Annotated in this window: 16 protein-coding genes and 1 riboswitch; of the genes, 12 read left to right on the forward strand and 4 right to left on the reverse strand. The window is 50.5% G+C overall.

Annotated features, from left to right (window positions below):
* The first annotated feature begins 429 nt into the window (after window positions 1–429).
* From lonB to ACAN54_RS20700, 4 genes are all read left to right on the forward strand, one after another.
* Window positions 430–2,139, forward strand: a complete 1,710-nt coding sequence (gene lonB / locus ACAN54_RS20685; protein WP_379159711.1) for an ATP-dependent protease LonB — start codon at window positions 430–432, stop codon at window positions 2,137–2,139.
* 287 nt (window positions 2,140–2,426) lie between these two features.
* Window positions 2,427–4,790: an endopeptidase La gene (gene lon, locus ACAN54_RS20690; protein WP_379159714.1), complete on the forward strand. Its 2,364-nt coding sequence runs from the start codon at window positions 2,427–2,429 to the stop codon at window positions 4,788–4,790.
* A gap of 12 nt (window positions 4,791–4,802) precedes the next feature.
* On the forward strand, window positions 4,803–5,468 hold the full coding sequence (gene yihA / locus ACAN54_RS20695) for a ribosome biogenesis GTP-binding protein YihA/YsxC (protein WP_379159719.1): 666 nt from the start codon (window positions 4,803–4,805) through the stop codon (window positions 5,466–5,468).
* Window positions 5,469–5,675: 207 nt separating this feature from the next.
* Window positions 5,676–6,263: a non-ribosomal peptide synthetase module gene (locus tag ACAN54_RS20700; protein WP_379159722.1), complete on the forward strand. Its 588-nt coding sequence runs from the start codon at window positions 5,676–5,678 to the stop codon at window positions 6,261–6,263.
* Between the two features lie 99 nt (window positions 6,264–6,362).
* Here the strand turns inward: ACAN54_RS20700 and ACAN54_RS20705 are convergent, their stop codons facing one another.
* Window positions 6,363–7,475, reverse strand: coding sequence for an acyltransferase family protein (locus ACAN54_RS20705; RefSeq protein WP_379159725.1), 1,113 nt, complete (start codon window positions 7,473–7,475; stop codon window positions 6,363–6,365).
* Window positions 7,476–7,715: 240 nt separating this feature from the next.
* Between ACAN54_RS20705 and ACAN54_RS20710 the strand changes: the two genes are divergently transcribed.
* The 4 genes from ACAN54_RS20710 (at window position 7,716) to ACAN54_RS20725 (ending at window position 11,722) form a co-directional block, all read left to right on the forward strand.
* Complete coding sequence (locus ACAN54_RS20710; RefSeq protein WP_379159728.1) at window positions 7,716–8,819, forward strand: hypothetical protein; 1,104 nt, start codon at window positions 7,716–7,718, stop codon at window positions 8,817–8,819.
* Window positions 8,806–9,846: an acyltransferase family protein gene (locus ACAN54_RS20715; protein ID WP_379159730.1), complete on the forward strand. Its 1,041-nt coding sequence runs from the start codon at window positions 8,806–8,808 to the stop codon at window positions 9,844–9,846. Before ACAN54_RS20710 ends, ACAN54_RS20715 begins: the two co-directional genes overlap by 14 nt.
* Before the next feature lie 38 nt (window positions 9,847–9,884).
* The gene (locus ACAN54_RS20720; protein WP_379159733.1) at window positions 9,885–11,063 is read left to right on the forward strand and encodes a hypothetical protein; all 1,179 of its coding nucleotides are present in this window, start codon (window positions 9,885–9,887) and stop codon (window positions 11,061–11,063) included.
* Window positions 11,064–11,158: 95 nt separating this feature from the next.
* Window positions 11,159–11,722, forward strand: a complete 564-nt coding sequence (locus ACAN54_RS20725; RefSeq protein ID WP_379159736.1) for a CueP family metal-binding protein — start codon at window positions 11,159–11,161, stop codon at window positions 11,720–11,722.
* A gap of 163 nt (window positions 11,723–11,885) precedes the next feature.
* On the opposite strand, the gene hpt is transcribed toward ACAN54_RS20725, so the two are convergent.
* From hpt to ACAN54_RS20740, 3 genes are read right to left on the reverse strand one after another with little or no spacing between them, the layout of a single operon-like run.
* Window positions 11,886–12,413 carry a hypoxanthine phosphoribosyltransferase gene (gene hpt, locus ACAN54_RS20730; protein WP_379159739.1) on the reverse strand — a complete coding sequence of 176 codons (528 nt, stop codon included), beginning with the start codon at window positions 12,411–12,413 and terminating at the stop codon, window positions 11,886–11,888.
* Between the two features lie 19 nt (window positions 12,414–12,432).
* Window positions 12,433–13,947 (reverse strand): IMP dehydrogenase, encoded by a 1,515-nt coding sequence (locus ACAN54_RS20735; protein WP_379159742.1) that lies wholly within the window; start codon window positions 13,945–13,947, stop codon window positions 12,433–12,435.
* Window positions 13,948–13,979: 32 nt separating this feature from the next.
* On the reverse strand, window positions 13,980–14,540 hold the full coding sequence (locus ACAN54_RS20740; protein WP_379159744.1) for a phosphoribosyltransferase: 561 nt from the start codon (window positions 14,538–14,540) through the stop codon (window positions 13,980–13,982).
* A 161-nt stretch (window positions 14,541–14,701) separates the two neighbouring features.
* Window positions 14,702–14,804: riboswitch (purine riboswitch) on the reverse strand.
* Window positions 14,805–14,974: 170 nt separating this feature from the next.
* Between ACAN54_RS20740 and ACAN54_RS20745 the strand changes: the two genes are divergently transcribed.
* The 4 genes from ACAN54_RS20745 (at window position 14,975) to ACAN54_RS20760 (ending at window position 19,164) form a co-directional block, all read left to right on the forward strand.
* On the forward strand, window positions 14,975–15,817 hold the full coding sequence (locus ACAN54_RS20745) for a protein phosphatase 2C domain-containing protein (RefSeq protein WP_379159746.1): 843 nt from the start codon (window positions 14,975–14,977) through the stop codon (window positions 15,815–15,817).
* A gap of 227 nt (window positions 15,818–16,044) precedes the next feature.
* A complete protein-coding gene (hemA, locus tag ACAN54_RS20750; protein WP_379159749.1) occupies window positions 16,045–17,436 on the forward strand; it encodes a glutamyl-tRNA reductase in 1,392 nt (463 codons plus the stop codon).
* A gap of 5 nt (window positions 17,437–17,441) precedes the next feature.
* A complete protein-coding gene (ccsA, locus tag ACAN54_RS20755) occupies window positions 17,442–18,266 on the forward strand; it encodes a cytochrome c biogenesis protein CcsA (protein WP_379159752.1) in 825 nt (274 codons plus the stop codon).
* A 250-nt stretch (window positions 18,267–18,516) separates the two neighbouring features.
* Window positions 18,517–19,164, forward strand: a complete 648-nt coding sequence (locus ACAN54_RS20760; RefSeq protein ID WP_379159755.1) for a precorrin-2 dehydrogenase/sirohydrochlorin ferrochelatase family protein — start codon at window positions 18,517–18,519, stop codon at window positions 19,162–19,164.
* The last annotated feature ends 140 nt before the right edge of the window (window positions 19,165–19,304 follow it).

Below are 19,304 nucleotides of genomic sequence, written 5' to 3' on the forward strand. Positions count from 1 at the left end.
AGATCGAGCGTCTAGCATAGCTCACCCTCCCTGGCACAGTTCAACTGTATACTTCAACATGCAAATTTCAGCACGCTAGCTCAGCACGCTAGCTCAACACGCTAGCTCAACCAATCGCAGAGCACCCCTGCACATCTCAACCACACATCTCGACCACACATCTCAACCACACATCTCAACCAGATTGCTCCAATCCTAAATACAGAATTTCTACAAAGGCTAAGCTACATCATCACGCTCACATCAGATTCAATTTCATGCGTATATCCAGCAACTATGGTACTGCGTACAGTCTTCCTAAGGAGCCAGTTTATTTCAGTTCATCCATAAATCCCTCGCATGGGCGTTTATGAATGAACGAAAAGGCTATACTACCTAGTAGTAGCCAAATACAGGACAGGTAGACTATGGCGAACAGGAGGATGACCTATGGAATTAAGTATATTGCTGATGATTGTGCAGCTCTTTTTCGCGCTGGTCATCGGCGTTTATTTTTGGAATCTGCTGCGGGGACAGAAGACCAATAAAACGGCGGTGGACCGCGAATCGCGTAAGGAGCTCGACAAGCTGCGCAAAATGCGGATGATTTCCCTCACCAAGCCGCTATCAGAGAAAACCCGGCCAGCCTCCATTGGAGATATTGTCGGGCAGAAGGACGGGCTGCGCGCATTGAAGGCTGCACTATGCAGTGCCAACCCGCAGCATGTTATCATTTATGGACCACCGGGCGTCGGCAAGACTGCCGCTGCGCGTGTGGTTATGGAGGAAGCGAAGAAAAATGCGCTCTCGCCCTTTAAAAGTGATGCGAAATTCACAGAAATTGATGCTACGACTGCCCGGTTTGATGAGCGTGGGATTGCTGATCCGCTTATTGGTTCGGTGCATGATCCCATTTATCAAGGTGCCGGAGCTATGGGTGTGGCCGGTGTGCCGCAGCCGAAGCCGGGTGCTGTAACCAAAGCGCATGGCGGGATCCTGTTCCTGGATGAGATCGGTGAGCTTCATCCGATTCAGATGAACAAGCTGCTTAAGGTGCTGGAGGACCGCAAGGTGCTGCTGGAGAGTGCTTATTACAACTCCGAAGACAGTAATACGCCTGCGTATATCCATGATATTTTTCAAAATGGCCTGCCGGCCGATTTCCGGCTGGTAGGTGCTACAACCCGATCACCGGATGAAATTTCACCAGCGCTGCGTTCCCGCTGCATGGAGATCTACTTCCGCCCGCTTCTGCCGGAAGAGATTGCTGTTATCGGTCGCGATGCGATCCAGAAGATCGGGCTTAAGCCAAGTCCCGAAGCCATTGAGGTAGTACAGCAATATGCCACGAATGGACGCGAAGCGGTTAATATGATCCAACTGGCTGCTGGACTTGCATTAACGGAAGGCCGGGATACGCTGAGTGCAGCAGAAGTGGAATGGGTGGCCAGCAGCAGTCAGCTGCCTATGCGTACCGAAAGGAAGATTCCGTCTTCGCCTCAGATTGGATTGGTCAATGGGCTTGCTGTATACGGACCAGGGATGGGCACACTGCTAGAGATTGAGGTATCGGCAGCGCCAGCCAAGAACGGTCAGGGAAGAATTAATGTTACTGGAGTGGTTGACGAAGAAGAAACCCGGGGCGGTTCAAGAACCATTCGGCGCAAAAGTATGGCCAAAGGCTCCGTGGATAATGTGCTGACGGTTCTCCGGATGATGAACCTGGAGCCTGACCGTTATGATCTTCATGTGAATTTCCCTGGAGGAACACCGATCGATGGCCCTTCTGCCGGGGTGGCCATGGCGGTGGCCATTGTTTCTGCGATCAGGCACCTGCCGGTGGACAATAAAGTCGCTATTACCGGAGAGATCGGTATTCATGGGCGGGTAAAGCCGGTAGGCGGAGTGATTGCCAAGGTTGAAGCAGCCTTTCAGGCGGGGGCTACCACGGTGCTGATTCCCAAAGAGAACTGGCAGTCGCTGTTTGCTGATCTGGCGCCCCTGCGGGTGATTCCAATGGAAACCGTTGAAGAGGTTTTTCGTCACCTGTTCGGGGCTGACACTGCGGATGTACGCCTGCCGGCAGTCTCCGGGGAGACATTCTCTGCTTCACCATCCATGTTAAAAGCAGATGCCAGTGGTGACGGTCCAAAGGGCTGATCCTCAGTATAAAAGGAAAGCCAGACGTTTGATCGGTCCTAGTAGATCGCCGGAGCCATCCAGCAGGCCTTTTTCACACGAAGCGATGTGTGTCGGGGGCCTGCTTTTTGTATTAGGACAGAGCGGACATATTCAGGGTAGATGTAGTGAATAATAAACCAGGTCTGGCAGTGCGCGATGTAGGGGCTGAGGGCTACGGGAATGTACACCTAGTTGGTGTTTTGATGCCGCTTTTGTTAGAATGAAATATATGACACTACTTGAGAACCATGGGAGGTGCGAAAGCGATGATACAAAGTAAAGCCAAAGGTCGTCGTTTTCCTTTATTACCGCTTAGAGGTCTTCTTGTATATCCCAGCATGGTTCTTCACTTGGATGTGGGACGCGAGAAGTCAGTTCGGGCGCTGGAAAAAGCTATGGTTGAAGATAACCTGATTCTCCTCTGCTCACAGTCAGAAGTGAATATTGAGGAGCCGGGACAAGAAGATATTTTTCGGGTGGGTACTGTCGCTAATGTGCGGCAGATGCTGAAGCTTCCTAACGGTACGATCCGTGTGCTGGTTGAGGGTGTAGAGCGCGCCGAAATTATTCACTATACGGATAATGAGGAGTATTATGAGGTCATGGCCCGCGTGCTTCCGGAGGAAGAGGATGTGGACCAGCAGAGTGATGCCTTGATGCGCACCGTGCTGAACCAGTTCGAGCATTACATCACTCTCTCCAAAAAAGTCACCCCGGAAACACTGGCTGCTGTCTCCGATATCGAAGAACCCGGTCGGCTTGCTGACGTCATTACGAGCCACTTGGCGCTGAAGATAAAAGATAAGCAGGAAATCTTGGAGACGATTGATGTCAGCAAACGTCTGGAGAAGCTGCTGGATATCCTCAACAATGAGCGTGAAGTGCTGGAGCTGGAACGCAAGATCAACCAGCGGGTAAAGAAGCAGATGGAGAAGACGCAGAAGGAATATTATCTTCGCGAGCAAATGAAAGCGATCCAGAAGGAGCTTGGTGAGAAAGAAGGCCGGGCAGGCGAAGCAGAAGAATTGCGCAATCAGATGGAAGAGATGCAATTACCTGAACGCGTGAAGGAAAAGATTGAGAAGGAGATTGACCGACTGGAGAAAATGCCGGCAAGCTCGGCTGAAGGCGGAGTGATCCGCAATTATGTCGATATGCTGCTAAGTCTGCCGTGGAGCGAGTCTACGGAAGATGACCTTGATATTCTGAAGGCGGAGCAGGTGCTGGATGAGGACCATTATGGTCTGGAGAAGCCGAAAGAGCGTGTACTGGAGTATTTGGCAGTCCAGAAGCTGGTCAAGAAGCTGAAAGGCCCGATTCTCTGTCTGGTAGGTCCTCCGGGTGTAGGTAAAACCTCGCTCGCGCGTTCCATCGCCCGTTCACTAAACCGGAAATTTGTGCGTATTTCATTGGGTGGTGTACGTGATGAAGCCGAGATCCGGGGCCATAGACGAACTTATGTCGGGGCAATGCCAGGCCGGATCATTCAAGGGATGAAGACCGCAGGCAGCATCAATCCTGTATTTCTGCTGGATGAGATTGATAAAATGGCGGCTGATTTCCGCGGTGATCCCTCGGCGGCACTGCTTGAGGTACTCGACCCTGAACAGAATAATACATTCAGTGACCACTTCGTCGAGCTGCCGTTTGACCTGTCGAACGTCATGTTCGTGACTACGGCTAATACGGTGCATAACATTCCGCGGCCGTTGCTGGACCGGATGGAGATGTTATACATTCCCGGTTATACGGAACTGGAGAAGCTGCAGATTGCCAGCCGCTACCTATTGCCGAAGCAGCGCAATAACCACGGTCTGGAGGATGCACAGCTGTCTATTGAAGATGATACCTTGCTGAAAATTATCCGTGAGTATACCCGTGAATCCGGGGTACGTAATCTGGAACAGCAGATTGCTGCATTGTGCCGCAAGGCCGCGAAGCAGATTGTATCCGGTGAGAAGGAGCAAGTGAGTATTCTTCCGGCGGAGGTCAAAGATTATCTGGGTGCTTCGAAGTACCGCTACGGTATGGCGGAGCTCGAAGATCAGATCGGTACGGTTACCGGACTTGCTTGGACTGAGGTTGGCGGTGATACACTTCTGATCGAAGTCACGGTAGTTCAGGGAACCGGTAAGCTGACCCTGACCGGACAGCTGGGCGATGTGATGAAGGAATCGGCACAGGCCGCCTTCAGCTATACGCGTTCCAAAGCCGAGGAGCTGGGACTCGCACCTGATTTTCATGAGAAGAACGATATTCACATTCATATTCCCGAAGGTGCCATTCCCAAAGATGGCCCGTCTGCAGGGATCACCATTGCTACAGCCCTGATCTCTGCACTCACGAAACGTTATGTCTCCAAGGATGTAGCAATGACAGGCGAGATTACTTTGCGCGGCCGGGTTCTGCCGATTGGCGGATTGAAGGAGAAGTCACTAGCCGCCCACCGTGCTGGTTACAAAAAAATCCTTCTGCCGAAGGACAACGAGCGTGACCTGAAAGAGATTCCCGAGAGCGTCCGCAACGATGTGGAGTTCGTGCCGGTCTCCCATATGGATCAGGTGCTGAAGCATGCGCTTGTCGAGCACCACAACGAAATCAGCAGTGAAGCGCCGAGTAGTGTGCATTAGAAAGGAAGTCCTATGAAAGTAAACAATGCCGAATTTATCATCAGCGCCGTAGGCCCTGATCAATACCCTGTTGACGCCTTGCCGGAGATTGCTCTGGCAGGGCGCTCCAACGTCGGGAAATCTTCCCTCATCAACCGTATGATTAACCGTAAGAATCTGGCCCGTACCAGCTCCACACCGGGTAAGACGCAGCATATGAACTATTATCTTGTGAATGACAGCATGTACTTTGTTGATTTTCCTGGTTACGGCTATGCAAAGGTATCGAAGACGCAGCGTGCCTCCTGGGGCAAGATGGTGGAGAAATATCTGGCTGAGCGCGACACATTGAAGCTTGTTCTGCTCATTGTAGACCTCCGTCATCCGCCTACCGGTAATGACAAGATGATGTTTGATTGGCTGAAGCATTACGATTTACCTTTATGCGTAGTAGCAACCAAAGCCGACAAGATTCCCAAGACCCGTTGGCCCAAACATATCAAGATCATGAAACAGGAGCTTGGTGTGCTGCCTGGGGATAATTTTATTTCCTTTTCTTCGGAGATAGGACTAGGCAAGGATGAACTATGGGAGCTTATTGAACGGTATAATCAAATCTCGGAAGAAGAGGCTTCAACAGATTCTGAGATTGAAAATGCTGGAAGTGAACCTCAGTCGGAAGATTCCCCAGAAGCCTAGGGAGCAGCTGGGTGATGCGCAATCGCTAGGATCAGCGTGTATTACTCATAGAATAATGAGGAATACATATGTAATGCTTGGCTCTTATTCATTTCTCCCGATATAAGGTGGATTATCGGCGTATATCCTGTTCTTTCTGATGAGAAACCTACTGCTCTTCATTGTATAATCATGCTAAAGGCTGTTACACAGAATTGAGGGATAGACATGGCTCAGAGACTGGCTACAGAATATGTGAATGCGACTTTGCAAATGACAGAATTTCAGATGAAGCAATTTCTGCTTACCGCCGATACCTGCTTCATCAGCCACCGGGTAAAGATTCTTGGCGGCGGAGAACAGGAAGTTGTCCTGGAGGAAGCCGGAGGCGAAGAGGTTCATTTATCCTTCCAGCAAAGAGGCAGCATCTACGTATGCGCCCTGTCCTGTACCATTGTGAACGCGCATCTGAATAATGCTATCCGCAAGCTGTTCGTTACCTACAAGGGGAGCGGAACAGTGAATCGAATATATCGTGGATTCACCATGGTCTATGTGTACGAGAGCGGTTCAGTTCGCAGAATCTCTGAAGTTACACCACTAGGGAGCAAGCTGGTCTATCAGCACAAGCACTCGCTTGCAGAGATGATGCGTCTCTACCAGTCTGATGCGATTGAGCGGGAGATTGCGAGTCTGCGCGGAACTATTGATAATCTGCTGGATCAGCGTAACCTACTATATAGAGATGAAGCGATTCACGAGATTGATCATTTGCTGGAACATCTCACCCGTAAACTGTTTGAACTGGAAGCATAAAGGATAGTTAACGGGAAGTGAAACGGAGGTTTAGTGTACCTCCGTTTTTTTGCGTTCTCAGCTAAGGATATTCAAATGTATGTAATTTGTATGAGTGTGTTAAGAAGCCGCCGCTCTCTCCAGAGAGTTTTTTTTGGCGGTAGCCTTCTGCCCTGCTCCCCCCAGTAAAAAGCCAAGCCCCGGTACCCGCTTCACCACGATACTGAGCAATAGCGAACCCGCCACAGCAATTACCGCAGTCGGGAACCATCCCAGGTAGCTGTCATAGACGTAGCGTTCCATGAAATTCAAGAGCAGGATGAAGACTCCGTAATGGAAGATCAGGATCGCGAGAGATTCCCGGCCAATGTAGGTGAGAAGTGCGGCGAAGAATCTGGATCTGGAGAGGAACTGGGTCATTTTAATAGCGAGCAGACTTCCGGCGATACCGGCTATATAAAATAGTAGCAGATTGCCGTACTCCCTGTTGTTCATGTCTACATAGCTGTTGAAGTAGGCTGCAGCGAGGAAAATGGCCATTAACACCAGGGTACCCAGGTTGAAGATACGGATCTTACCGAGCAACTGGTATTGCTTAAGCTGGTAACCGATGAACATGAAGAGCTGGGCGACCAGTGCGACATCGATGTTCCAGGGCAGATAAGCAACAGTGCTTAGTGCATATCCGGATAGGCTTAAGGCTAGCATGGCGGCAAACTGCAGTATAAGCGGGATTTTGCTTAGATAACGCATACTGAGGCAGAAGATAATCTGGGCTGCGAACAGGCAGGTCAGGAACCAGATGGGAATGTTCAGAAGCAGACCGCCGGAATAGGTGCCGTAAGCGATAGCCAGCAGGGGTTCATACCAGGTAATATCCATGCTGTGATTGGTTTCGATCGTGCGGAGGGTCAACCAGAGCAGGTAGCACAAGAGTCCGGCGGATAGATAGGGAATAACGAGGGTAAGGATGCGGGTACGCAGCAGTCCCCGGAAATTATCGAAATATTTGGCTGCGCTGAACAGGTACCCGGAGACGATGAAGAATAGCGGAAGCCGGAAGTCCCGGAACATATCATTTAGAACCACAGGCGTTAGGCCGGCATGTCCCACTACAACGAGCAGAATCGTAATCCCTCTTACCATATCGATTACTTTAAGCCGTGGGGTTCTTACAGAGGCGGAAGTCGAATCCGCTGCAGTTATCACTTTAGAAGCTTCGGGAGCTTGCATGGGTTGACGGCAGCCCCTTTCCATATAAGTTATTCTTTAGGTTATAGGAAATAATAGGTAAGAACAATGGTACAAACTAGTTATTTCAAATACTACCTTAGTTGGTTGATATATTTAAGACTGAATTTATATCAAATCTTATACTTTAGAGGGATGGGGAATACTGAAATGCCAATTATACTCAATATACAAACATTCTCTGCATAGAGAATTACACCCTAAGGAAAGGATAGTGAATGGATGAAGGAATATGACTATTCATTGGATGCGATCAAGGGGATTAGCTGTATTTTGATGATTATGGCGCATATTCCGCTTTATTTTAACGGCAATGAACGTGTATTTCAGATTATTGCTGGTTTGGCTCCTGTTCTTTTCTTTGCAGTATCGGGAGTAACAACCACGCTGCAGGCACGCAGGCGAAGCTTCAGATCTATGTTTAGCTTTTATGCGCTATTCGCTGTTATCGGTTTCTCTTATAATCTCATGTGGAGACCGGATATGCAGGCGTTCAAGATTATGGATGTTCCCCAGATCATCGCACTCGGCGTGCTTAGTGTATACCTCCTGGAGAAATACCTCAAACCCCCACTCTATTTATATCTTCTATTGTCGCTGCTTGCGTATTCGGTACATGGTGTTATCAGTCAGCGCTTGCCGGACTTCCCTCTAAAGTCTATTTTGTTCACAGAGACGGTTGGGTTTACGTACTTTCCCTGGATGTTTGCGTTTGTGGCCGGGATCTTTGCCTATCGATGCAGTAACCGGGTGAACCTCATCTTAACTCTGGTATCCGGGTTGCTGCTTGCCGCATTCAGTTACGGAGGTGTGCACGAAGCGGATTTTGTTAAATATAATATGTCGGTACAATATCTGCTGTTGTCACTGGTGGTGTTGTTCGGGACCTTTTATCTCTTCAGACGAAAAAAAAGCTACTCTACCTCCAACAATCTGATTCTATATTTCGGCAAGCATTCGTTTCTGTTTTTATTTACCCATCTGTTCCTGATCCTTGCATTTGACCGCGTGGGGCTGGGCGGCTTGTATATTGTGTGGATGTGGGGGCTGGCCCTGGTCTGCACTTATGTGTCGATGAGAATCCTGCTTCGGCTGAACTGTTACATAGAAAATTACTTGGATCATCCGGTGCTTTGGGTTCTTATTGTCATAGGTGTTATTGCGATTCCGCTGCTGATCTCCAATAGGGATTTCATCATTCTTGCAGAAGCTGCACTGGGTATCCTCTTCTCGCTGAATTACAAAAAACTCTCCGGCTTAATGCCTGCAAGCTATTCTTCCCGCCCGCAGCCGGTCATTCAGGAGGCCCTTCATGAGCAAGCTTAATTACAAGCTGATCAGCACGTACCGCACCCAGCTCATGGGGCTGGCGATTCTATGGGTGATGCTCTATCACTCGACTGTGGATTTCTCTTCCATTCCTGTGCTGGGTACCCTGCAGGCTTATGGATATGGCGGGGTGGATATTTTTCTGCTGGTGTCGGGGTTGGGGCTATATTATGCTTACCGCAAAAACACCGGCACAGGTCTATTTTATCAAAGAAGGCTGCAGCGGATTCTGCCCACATATCTTCCCGTAGTGCTGTTATTTTGCCTGCTGTATTGGGTGATGGGTGAGATGTCCCTGCTGGATGTGCTGCTGAATCTGACTACGCTTAGCTTCTGGTTTGGTCTGGATGGCCGGTTTGACTGGTATGTTCCTGCACTGCTTGTACTTTATCTGCTGACACCGTTGTTTATGCATTTTTTCAAGGTACACCAAAAGGTGTTAGTTGTCGCTGCGGCCAGTCTTATTGGACTTCTGCTCAGCGTGGTACTATCTGGAACACCGCTCTCTTATTTACTTATTTTTACGATAAGAATTCCGATTTTCTTCGTTGGGGTGCTTGTGGGGTATCTAATCGACAAGCAAGAGGTCATCTCGCGGCGGAATGGAATGGTGTATCTCGGGATGCTTCTGACGGGTGCAGTGCTGCTGGCAGCAAGCCAAAAATATATGAGCGGCTACGTGTGGAGCTATGGACTGTGGTGGTATCCTTTTATCCTGATTACACTGCCCTTATGTCTGCTCATGGCGGGGATGCTGCACTTGGTGCCGGAATACAAAGGATCGCGGTTTCGCTTCCTTTCGTTCTGTGGAACGCATAGCCTGGAGATTTACCTGATTCATGAACGAATGCTCAAAATTACAGCGGATCTCCGGCAAAACCTGGACTTGCAGATGAACGACCTTATGCTTAATGTGATAAGTATCCTGCTTACCTTGGGACTTGCTATTCTGTTGAAAAAAGCAGTCACTGTGCTCAGCACCCGAATGAAGTCCGGTACGGCACCTGTGCCTTCCGCTTCGTGATGGCTAAGCAGGGTAAATATACCCTAGGAGGTGTCACTATGTATTTGACCAAACGTTTACGGCAAACCTCGTTAACTCTGCTCTCTGTGGGTCTGCTCACATGTGCAGGATGGGGGATAGCAGCTTCTCCGGCAGCAGACGCGGCACCAGCAACACCAACAAAGTCCTGCAGTAGCGGGGATCATGGCATTCTGCAGGGTCTGCAGAAAAAGCATACAGATGGGAGCTCGGAGCCGCTTACCTTCGCCACTGTAGATTTCTTGAGCGCAGATACGGGACGGACGGCTGGAAACGGTTTTCTTATCGGGACTTCGGATGGCGGATGCGAATTTCAGGAGATCTATCAGGGACAGTGGAACTTTAAGCAGATAGAATTTCCGGATAATGTGCACGGCTGGGCACTGGCAACTATACAGGATACTCAAGCCAAATACCTGATTCGCACTACGGATGGAGGCTCCTCCTGGAAGCGGCTGGGGAATAACGCGGTAACCTTTGAACGCATAGAATTCCTGGACAGTAAAACCGGGTTCGGCTATAACCGCGCTTCTACGTATTATACGAACGATGGTGGGGTTAGCTGGAGCAAAGTCGCTACACCGGCCAATACTCGCGGAGCTGATTTCACAAGCCGTAACAGCGGTTGGGCGGTTGTTATCGTTCCGGGCAACGGCTATCAGGTGATGCGGACCACCGATGGCGGGACTAGCTGGAAGCGGATGATGAAGGCGGCTTATTCCGATCCGCAGTATGCTAGAGTCTATGCTAATGCATCACAGGTATATACGGTTCTCTACGGCGGTTCGGGAATGTCACAGACCTCGTATTCACTCTATGGGAGCTCCAATGCAGGCAGCAGCTGGACCCGGGTCATTGCCCAGGAAACTGCCGGCGGCGGCCCTGCTCCAGGGAGCGGGGCGGCCAAAGTGAAGAAGGGGCCGGCTTCGGGCAGTCCCGGAAATCTCCAGCTGATCGGCAAAACGACGGCCTTCATGGTTGGCTATCAGCCTGCGGCACAGATGGTGGGCACAGGTATGACCAAGAATAACGGCCAGGTATGGAGTAATTCCAAGACGGTGTTGGGCTTTGAAGGTGTGATCTCCTTCGTAGATCATAACCAGGGCTGGATGGCGGTGCGTGATCTGAACAGCTCGACCCTGTATTTCACCAAAGATGGCGGGTCGAATTGGAGTGCCAAGTTTTCTTTTGAGTTCTAGGGCTCTGCTTCATAGATTTGTCACGCTTTCGACTTGTCTACAGCTGTCCTGGCTCGCTTATAATAGGGGAAAGAGACAGGAGGATGATTGCCCAGATGAGAAAAAAATTCCTGGTGGCCGCTGGTATAGTGGCTGTTATTGCCATAGGAACATATACGTTAGCGGAGTCTACGGACAAGAACGAGAGCGGCAAGCTGAATACAGTAGCTGTTAACATGGACACGGCGAGCTTCAAGCAAATGGTACAGAGCTTCAGCATGCGGACCGCACAAGCTGAGTCGGCGTCTATTTCCTCCACGCAGCTTATTGTTAAAGAGAGCGATACTAAATCTACGACTTATTCATTGCCTAAAGACGAATTTTTCGTCTCCATCGCACCCTACGTCGAGAAGACTCATCCCTGTGCAACCCATAGTCTGACCGGCTGCCAGGGCGAGATGGTCGGGGAGGACTTCAACATTTCGGTCAAAGACTCGGATGGCCACATGGTGATGGACAACCAGACTGTGCAATCCCAGCCCAACGGGTTCATTGATTTGTGGCTGCCGCGGGACCGGACTTTCCAAGTGACGATCGAGCATGATGGTAAAAAGGCCGAATCCGAGATTTCTACGTTTGAGACGAACGATACTTGCGTTACGACGATGCAGTTGGGGTGAAGAAAGAGAACTTCTGAACGGCTTATAGCGGGCGAATTCCTGTTTTCGACGGGGATTCGCCTTTTTTGGCGGACAAATAACATAGGCAAAGCCGGGTCTCCCATCTTTCCTGATGTTCACTGGCATGAACGCTTGAAAGAAGGAGGACCCGGTTGTCTCTAATCTATTCGCTTGTCTCTACGATCCACACTTCCGGCAGGTTGCGATACTGCTCTGCATAGTCCAGGCCGTAGCCGACGACAAATTCGTCGGGAATTTCGATGCCGCAGTAGTCGATAGGGACGTCTACGAGCCGACGGGAGGGCTTGCTTAGAATGGTACAGATGCGAACGCTGGCGGCCTCGCGCATGAGGAACAGCTCGCGCAGATGCTGGAGGGTCTGGCCGGTATCAATCAGATCCTCTATAAGCAGGACATGCTTGCCGCGGATGTCAGTATCGATGTCTTTTTTGATCGTGATGACGCCAGAGGAGGTGGCGCTGGCGCCGTAACTGGATACGGCCATATAATCGATTCCTACCGGGAGGGTGATCTCGCGCATCAGGTCGGACATGAACACAGCCCCACCTTTAAGGATGCCGACCAGCACCAGTTCCTGTCCCTTGTAGTCTTGCGCGATGGCTGTGCCTAGTTCTTTGACTTTCTGCTGCAGTTCGTGTTTGGTTATCAGTATTTCCTTGAGTGCGTTCATGGGGTACGCTCCTTATGGATCAGGATGATGATCTGTCCTTTTCCTTCAGCATAACATCATGGGCGCCACCTTCAAAGATGGTTGTCGAGGAGACAAGAGTAATCTTCGCCTGCTTCTGCAGCTGCGGGATGGTCAGTGAGCCACAGTTGCACATGGTAGATTTGATTTTGCTGATGCTGAGATCCAGATTGTCTTTGAGGCGGCCGGCATAAGGGATGAAGGAATCCACGCCTTCCTCGAACTCCAGCTTGCTCTCCTTGTCGGCGTTCCCGAAGTCGTAGCGCTGCCAGTTGCGTGCCCGGCTGGAGCCCTCGCCCCAATACTCTTTGACAAAGTTGCCGCCAACGAGCAGCTTGCGGCCCGGGCTCTCGTCGAAGCGGGCGAAATATCGTCCAAGCATCACGAAGTCAGCCCCCATGGCCAAGGCGAGAACGATATGGTAGTCATGTACAATACCTCCGTCAGAGCAGATGGGGACGTAAATACCTGTTTTCTCGTAGTATTCCTGGCGGGCTGCGGCGACTTCGATAACGGAGGAGGCCTGACCGCGGCCGATGCCTTTTTGCTCACGGGTGATGCAGATCGAGCCGCCGCCAATACCGACCTTGATGAAGTCTGCCCCCGCTTCGACCAGATAGAGGAAGCCTTCTTTGTCCACGACATTACCTGCGCCAACTTTTACGTTCTCACCAAAGGTCTCTTTAATGTAGCGGATCGTCTCAGCCTGCCATTCAGAATAACCGTCTGAGGAATCGATACAGAGCACATCCGCACCGGCTTCCACAAGCGCCGGAACCCGTTCCTTATAGTCTCTGGAGTTGATGCCTGCTCCGACAATCAGCTGTTTGTTACTGTCATGCAGCTCCAGAGGGTATTCCTGGTGGCTGTCATAATCCTTGCGGAAGACCAGATGCACCAGATGACCGCTGCTATTTACGATGGGAAGACAGTTCAGCTTGTGATCCCAGATCATATCATTGGCTTCTGTCAAGGTGATGCCTTCATTAGCATAGATCAGCGAAGCCAGGGGTGTCATGAACCTTGTGATCGCACAATCCGGAGGCAGACGGTTCTCGCGGTAATCCCGGCTGGTGACAATACCCATCAGCTTGCCTGTGGGCTCCCCGTTGTCGGTAATGGCGATAGTGGAATGGCCGCTGCGGGCTTTTAACTCCAGTACATCCTTCAGGGTATCTTCGGGACGCAGATTGGAATCGCTAAGCACAAAGCCGGCCTTGAATTTTTTGACTCTGCGGACCATCTCGACTTGCTGCTCGACAGACTGGGAACCATAAATGAAGGAAATCCCACCGCTTTTGGCCAAGGCAATCGCCATGTTATGATCGGAGACGGCCTGCATCACGGCAGAAGTCACGGGAAGGTTCATCATAAGGGCTGGAGTTTCACCCTTGCGGAATTTGGTTACCGGGGTTCTAAGATCGACATTTCCCGGAATGCATTCTTTGGTCGTCAGATTCGGCACCAGCAGGAATTCGCTGAACGTTCTGGACGGTTGATCATAATAGTAAGCCATGTTCGGTCACTCCCTCTCTAGGTTTGCTGTTCCTATACTTTAGATAAGAATCGTACCGGTACGCCTATATCCGTTTCCAGTTGTTTGTAGAATTCACCTTTGGCCAGTATCGCCTGTACGCCGACAAGCTGAATCCCCATATGGTCCATTTGCTGGGCGATACAGCGGATCGTTGCCCCAGAACTGATTACATCATCCAGAAGCAGCACCCGGTCTCCGGCAGTGAATCCGTCAAAATAAATATAGTTCTCATTATACGCCGTTTCACGTCTGATGCTGACCTCGTAATTGTCGTATAACTCGGTGCTGAGACGAAGAATATTCATCGGCTTCATCAGTTTGTAGGCCGCGAGCATGCCCCAGGTATGCCCGCCCGGCTCGGGAGATACGATATAATCAAAAGCAGGGAATTCTACCGTAATGCTCTCGGTAAGACTGTCCGTGATTTCACTGATCAACTCGGGATCTATATAGGTGCCGCGTTCTCCGAAGGGATAGAGCTTGAAATCATAGGCGGTTTCTTTATTTTTATAAATTCTCACATTTTTGGCTTTACTGATGGATTCGCTGAGTTTTGCATAGGATGCGCTCATGATCTTCACTCCTTATAAGTTTAAAGTTTAAAGTTAGTATGAACCTCATTTGCTTCACTTCGTTTCAAACAAAAAACCAGACTACAAGAGGCACCGGGAGGACAATCGGCATCATGGACGAGCGCACCAAAATCATGCAGGCTCTCGCCTTGAATATCCTTCAGCCTTGCGGTGCCTCTTGTAGCCTGGGGCAATTTACGGTTGCCTGTAGAAACGCTCAAACCAAATTAATGAGCTTATACAAGAGGTATGAGATTAAAAATTCGAATGAAACATGACATTAGATGGGGTCTGGGTAGACTTTATTCACAGTAATGTCAGGAACAATGACTTTAATCATTTGTTATATGCTATCATTCGCAATATTGTGTGTCAATCATTGATTTATGTGTTAGATTTAATTACATATATGGCAAATGGGAAGGAAGATTGAGATGCCGGAAGCTTCTGAATGGCAATTGGATACTTGTTCGTTAAAAGGTGATGGAGAATGGAACGAAGATGCGCTGGTCATCCATAAAAAAGCATCTGTGTATGGTGTTGTGGATGGCGCGACCTCGCTTTCGGCATACCGGAATCCAGAGGGGCGGACAGGAGGATATATAGCGGCGCAACTGGCGGCGGCACATTTCATGGGAATGGACCCGGACGGGAAGCTGGAGCAGACTACTGCTGAAGCGAACCAGGCTCTATCGCAGCGGATGGTGGCAGAAGGAGTAGATACAGTGGAGGCGTCCAATCGGTGGTCAGCGGCTTTGGTCATAGTGCAGATCCGTGAATACAGCATTGATTACGTGCAGGCAGGGGATTGTATGCTGCTTGCAAGGTATAAGGATGGAACGGTGAGAGCGCTGACTCATCCCCAATTAGCACATGTAGACCGGAGGACACTAGAGACAATGGCTCATTTGCGCGCGGAAGGCATAGGCGATCCGGCAGAGCTCCGCAGAAGGCTTATACCTCACTTGAAGGGTAACCGTGCCCTGGCCAATACGATGGGCGGATACGGAATTTTGAACGGCGATTCGCAGTTTCCTCTATTTTTGGAGAAAGGTACGTTCAACCGGGCTAATCTGGAGAGTCTATATATGTTCAGCGACGGCCTATACACCGAAGAAACCGATTGGACGGAATTGACAGGGACTCTGGATAAGCTTGGGGTTGAAAGGTATGCCCGGGCTTTGTATGAAAAGGAACAAAATGACCACATGCTGCTGGAGGTGCCGCGCCTCAAGGTTTCTGATGATAAAACATGTGTGGTGCTGCGTCTGGGATAGATCTGCTGAACGGATTACGATGTAAGAGGCGACAAAGTCTGCAGCTTAATTATAATTATTATTATCTGGATTTCATAAATAGTTCAAAGGTTTTATCAAAAGGTGCTTTTTCATGTGATATACTTAACACAGCGTTTATAGAACTTGTGAAAGTGGCAATAGCGAATTTTGGATGAGCGGCAAAAGTGTCTGCACCAATGAATAGAGATTAGGATGGTGAACAAACGATGCATATTGTCGTCGTTGGCCTGAATTACCGTACGGCGCCCGTAGAAGTCAGGGAACAGTTCGCTTTTGCCGAAAGGGATCTGCCTGAGGCGCTGCATCAGCTGATGCAGACCAAAAGCGTACTGGAAGGGGTTGTCGTTGCCACCTGCAACCGGACAGAGATTTATGTGGTTGTAGACCGGCTTCATATGTGCGGATATTTCATCCGCAATTATATGGAGCAGTGGTTTGGAGTGAAAAGTGATGTGTTTGCACAGCATATGTATATATATGAAGACGAGCAGGCGATCACCCATCTTTTCCGCGTAACCTGCGGACTGGATTCGATGGTGATCGGCGAGACGCAAATCCTTGGACAGGTACGAAGTGCTTTTTTAACTGCCCAGGGGGAAGGTGTGACGGGAACCTGGTTCAACCAGCTGTTCAAGCAGGCGGTAACGCTGGGTAAACGGGCTCACAGCGAAACATCGATTGGCGAGAGTGCTGTATCTGTCAGCTATGCGGCTGTAGAGCTGGGCAAGCGGATTTTTGGCATGTTCTCCGGCAAAAGAGTACTCATTCTTGGCGCCGGTAAAATGAGTGAGCTAACGGTGAAGCATCTGTACAGCAGCGGTGCAGCGGAAGTGATCGTTGCTAACCGTACGCTGGCGCGTGCTGTGGAACTCGCTGAGAAGTTCTCCGGGAAGCCGAGCACGATTGAGCATGCGCTACAGCATCTCGATGAAGTAGATATAGTGATCAGTTCGACTGGGGCCGAGGGCTATGTTCTGACAGCCGATCAAGTGGCCGAGAACATGAAACGCCGCCCATCACGTCCGCTGTTCATGATTGATATTGCCGTCCCTCGTGACATTGATCCTGCAGCAGCTAGCGTCCCGGATGTGTTCCTATACGACATTGACGATCTGGAAGGCATTGTAGAGACTAACCTGGAGATGCGCCGCTCAGAAGCTGCCAAGATTGAAGTGATGATTGAAGCTGAACTGGAGGATTTCCAGATGTGGCTGAAGACGCTGGGTGTCCGTCCTGTGATCCGTGCGCTGCAGGATAAGTCCAATGGTATCTATGAAGATACTATGGATAGTCTGTTCAACAAGCTGCCGGAACTGGACGAGCATCAGCGCAAGGTGATCCGCCGTCTTACCAAAAGCATTGTCAACCAGATGATGCACGATCCGATTAATGTCATCAAGGAACTGTCCGGCGGCAAGCAGGGGAATGAAGCGTTGGAGTATTTCACGCAAATCTTCGCGCTCCAGGAGCAGCTTGGTGCAGGGACGGACGACGGAAGTCCTGCAGAGACTGAACGAAAGGAAGCTGAACGCGCCTCCGCCAGTGAGTTCACGCTGCCGAAGTCGGTGTTTGCTCCGGCAGGCCTGCTGGGCGGGTGAACCTAATGCAACTGCTGAACGGAATATATGATACAGCTCTGCTGCTATATGCCCTGAGCCTGCTGTTTGTTTTCTCGGATTGCCTTAAGCGGAATCCGGGCGGGAAGCGGCTGGGCACAGGGCTTCTTGTTTTTGTTGGCCTATTGCAGGCCTCAGGTCTGGCGATCCGCTTCTCTCAGGAGAAAGGCTTGCCAATTTTCACACCGTATGATTTCCTGTTCTGGTTCTCCTTCATTATTGTACTGACCTCACTTGCGATTGCTTATACCCGCGGTGGAGAATTTACGATTCTGCTGCTCAGCATGGCGGGGTTTAGCGTTTTTCTGTTGAACCGGTTCTGGTTGACCGCCGAGGATCATACCCTCCAGAGCTGGAGTGCGGTGCACGGATGGCTGGCGATGCATATCATTTTGGCCAATCTGAGCTTTGCCGCACTGACACTGGGAACGGTATTTGCCATAATGTATCTGTTCCTGCATACACGGCTGAAGCATAAGAAATGGGATGACCGCATCCGCCGCCTGCCCAGTCTGGAGACCATGGACAAATATTCATATACTGCGATTCTGGCCGGGGTTCCCCTTCTGCTGGCTTCACTGGTGCTGGCCGGAATGTCGATTGTTGCTGAAGGACAGACACCACTGTTTCAGGATTCGAAAGTGTTAACCACCTTGTTAGGGCTTGGGGTTTACATTGCCTACATTATTCTCAAGCGCTCTGCCCGCCGCAGCGGCACCTCCATGGCCCGCTGGGCCATTGCCGGCTACGGATTCATTATTCTTAACTTTCTGCTTAATTCCTGGTCGGAATTCCACGGCTGGGGAGGTTAGAAGTGGAACAGGGAGTAACGGGTGTGGAAGGGATTGCGGACGTAAATTGGATATAGCTTAAAGCCATAACAAGAAGCAGAACTTAGGTTGACAGGACGCCGGACTAGGTTAAGTATAAAAAAGAATGATAGTGTTGAGGGATTCTATTCGGCCTTGGCAGTAGTAAAATTGAGATTGGATTAAGGGTTCTGGATATTGATGTAAATGGTTAGGATAGAGGGGTTCATGGCAGAAGTAGGAGTGTGGCTGCATGGTGAAGTATTTTCCCGTCATGCTGGATCTGCAGGACCAGCGTGTGGTTGTCATTGGCGGCGGCGCGGTGGCAGAGCGCAAGGTAGGCGCACTTATGGAAGCCGGGGCGGCTGTAGTTCTGGTCAGTCCTTCGCTGACCAGGCCGTTAGCCGCCTTGGCTGAAGCGGGGCGGCTAAGATGGAACAGCCGCCCGTATGCCCCCGGTGATATACAGGGGGCAGTGCTGGTCTACGCCGCAAGCAATGATGCGGCGGTGAATGAGGCGGTGGCCTTGGAGGCGCGCAGCCTCGGCCTTCCGGTAAATGTAGCCAGCCGGGCTGAGGCTGGCAGCTTCATTACCCCCGGCGTGCTTCGCCGGGGGCGGCTGACGGTCGCCGTGTCGACCTCAGGCGCGGGACCGTCGGCAGCTGCGAAGATCACGGAGCAGCTGGCTGAGATATTGGGCGAAGAATATGAGCCTTATCTGGATTGGTTGCACAGCCTGAGGACCGAGATCAAGCGCAGGGAGTTGCCGCCTGATCAGCGCGGACGGCTGTTGCGCAGACTGGGGGATGTTGATGTGTTGAATGAGATGCGACAGGGCACCTTTATAGAGTGGAGTAAGGACGAGATTGAAGACTGGATTGCCCGGAATTTAGAAGCATAGTCAGGGACACTGCAATATGAAGGAAGCCGGCAGGCTGGAGAAAGATATTAGGCTAAGGAAAATTAGGAATGCATGATCTATGAAATGGAAATCTGCGTTGAATAAAACGCAGGTGCATGCGCGAATCACGGCAGAGCCAG

The sequence above is a fragment of the Paenibacillus diazotrophicus genome, from assembly GCF_042610465.1.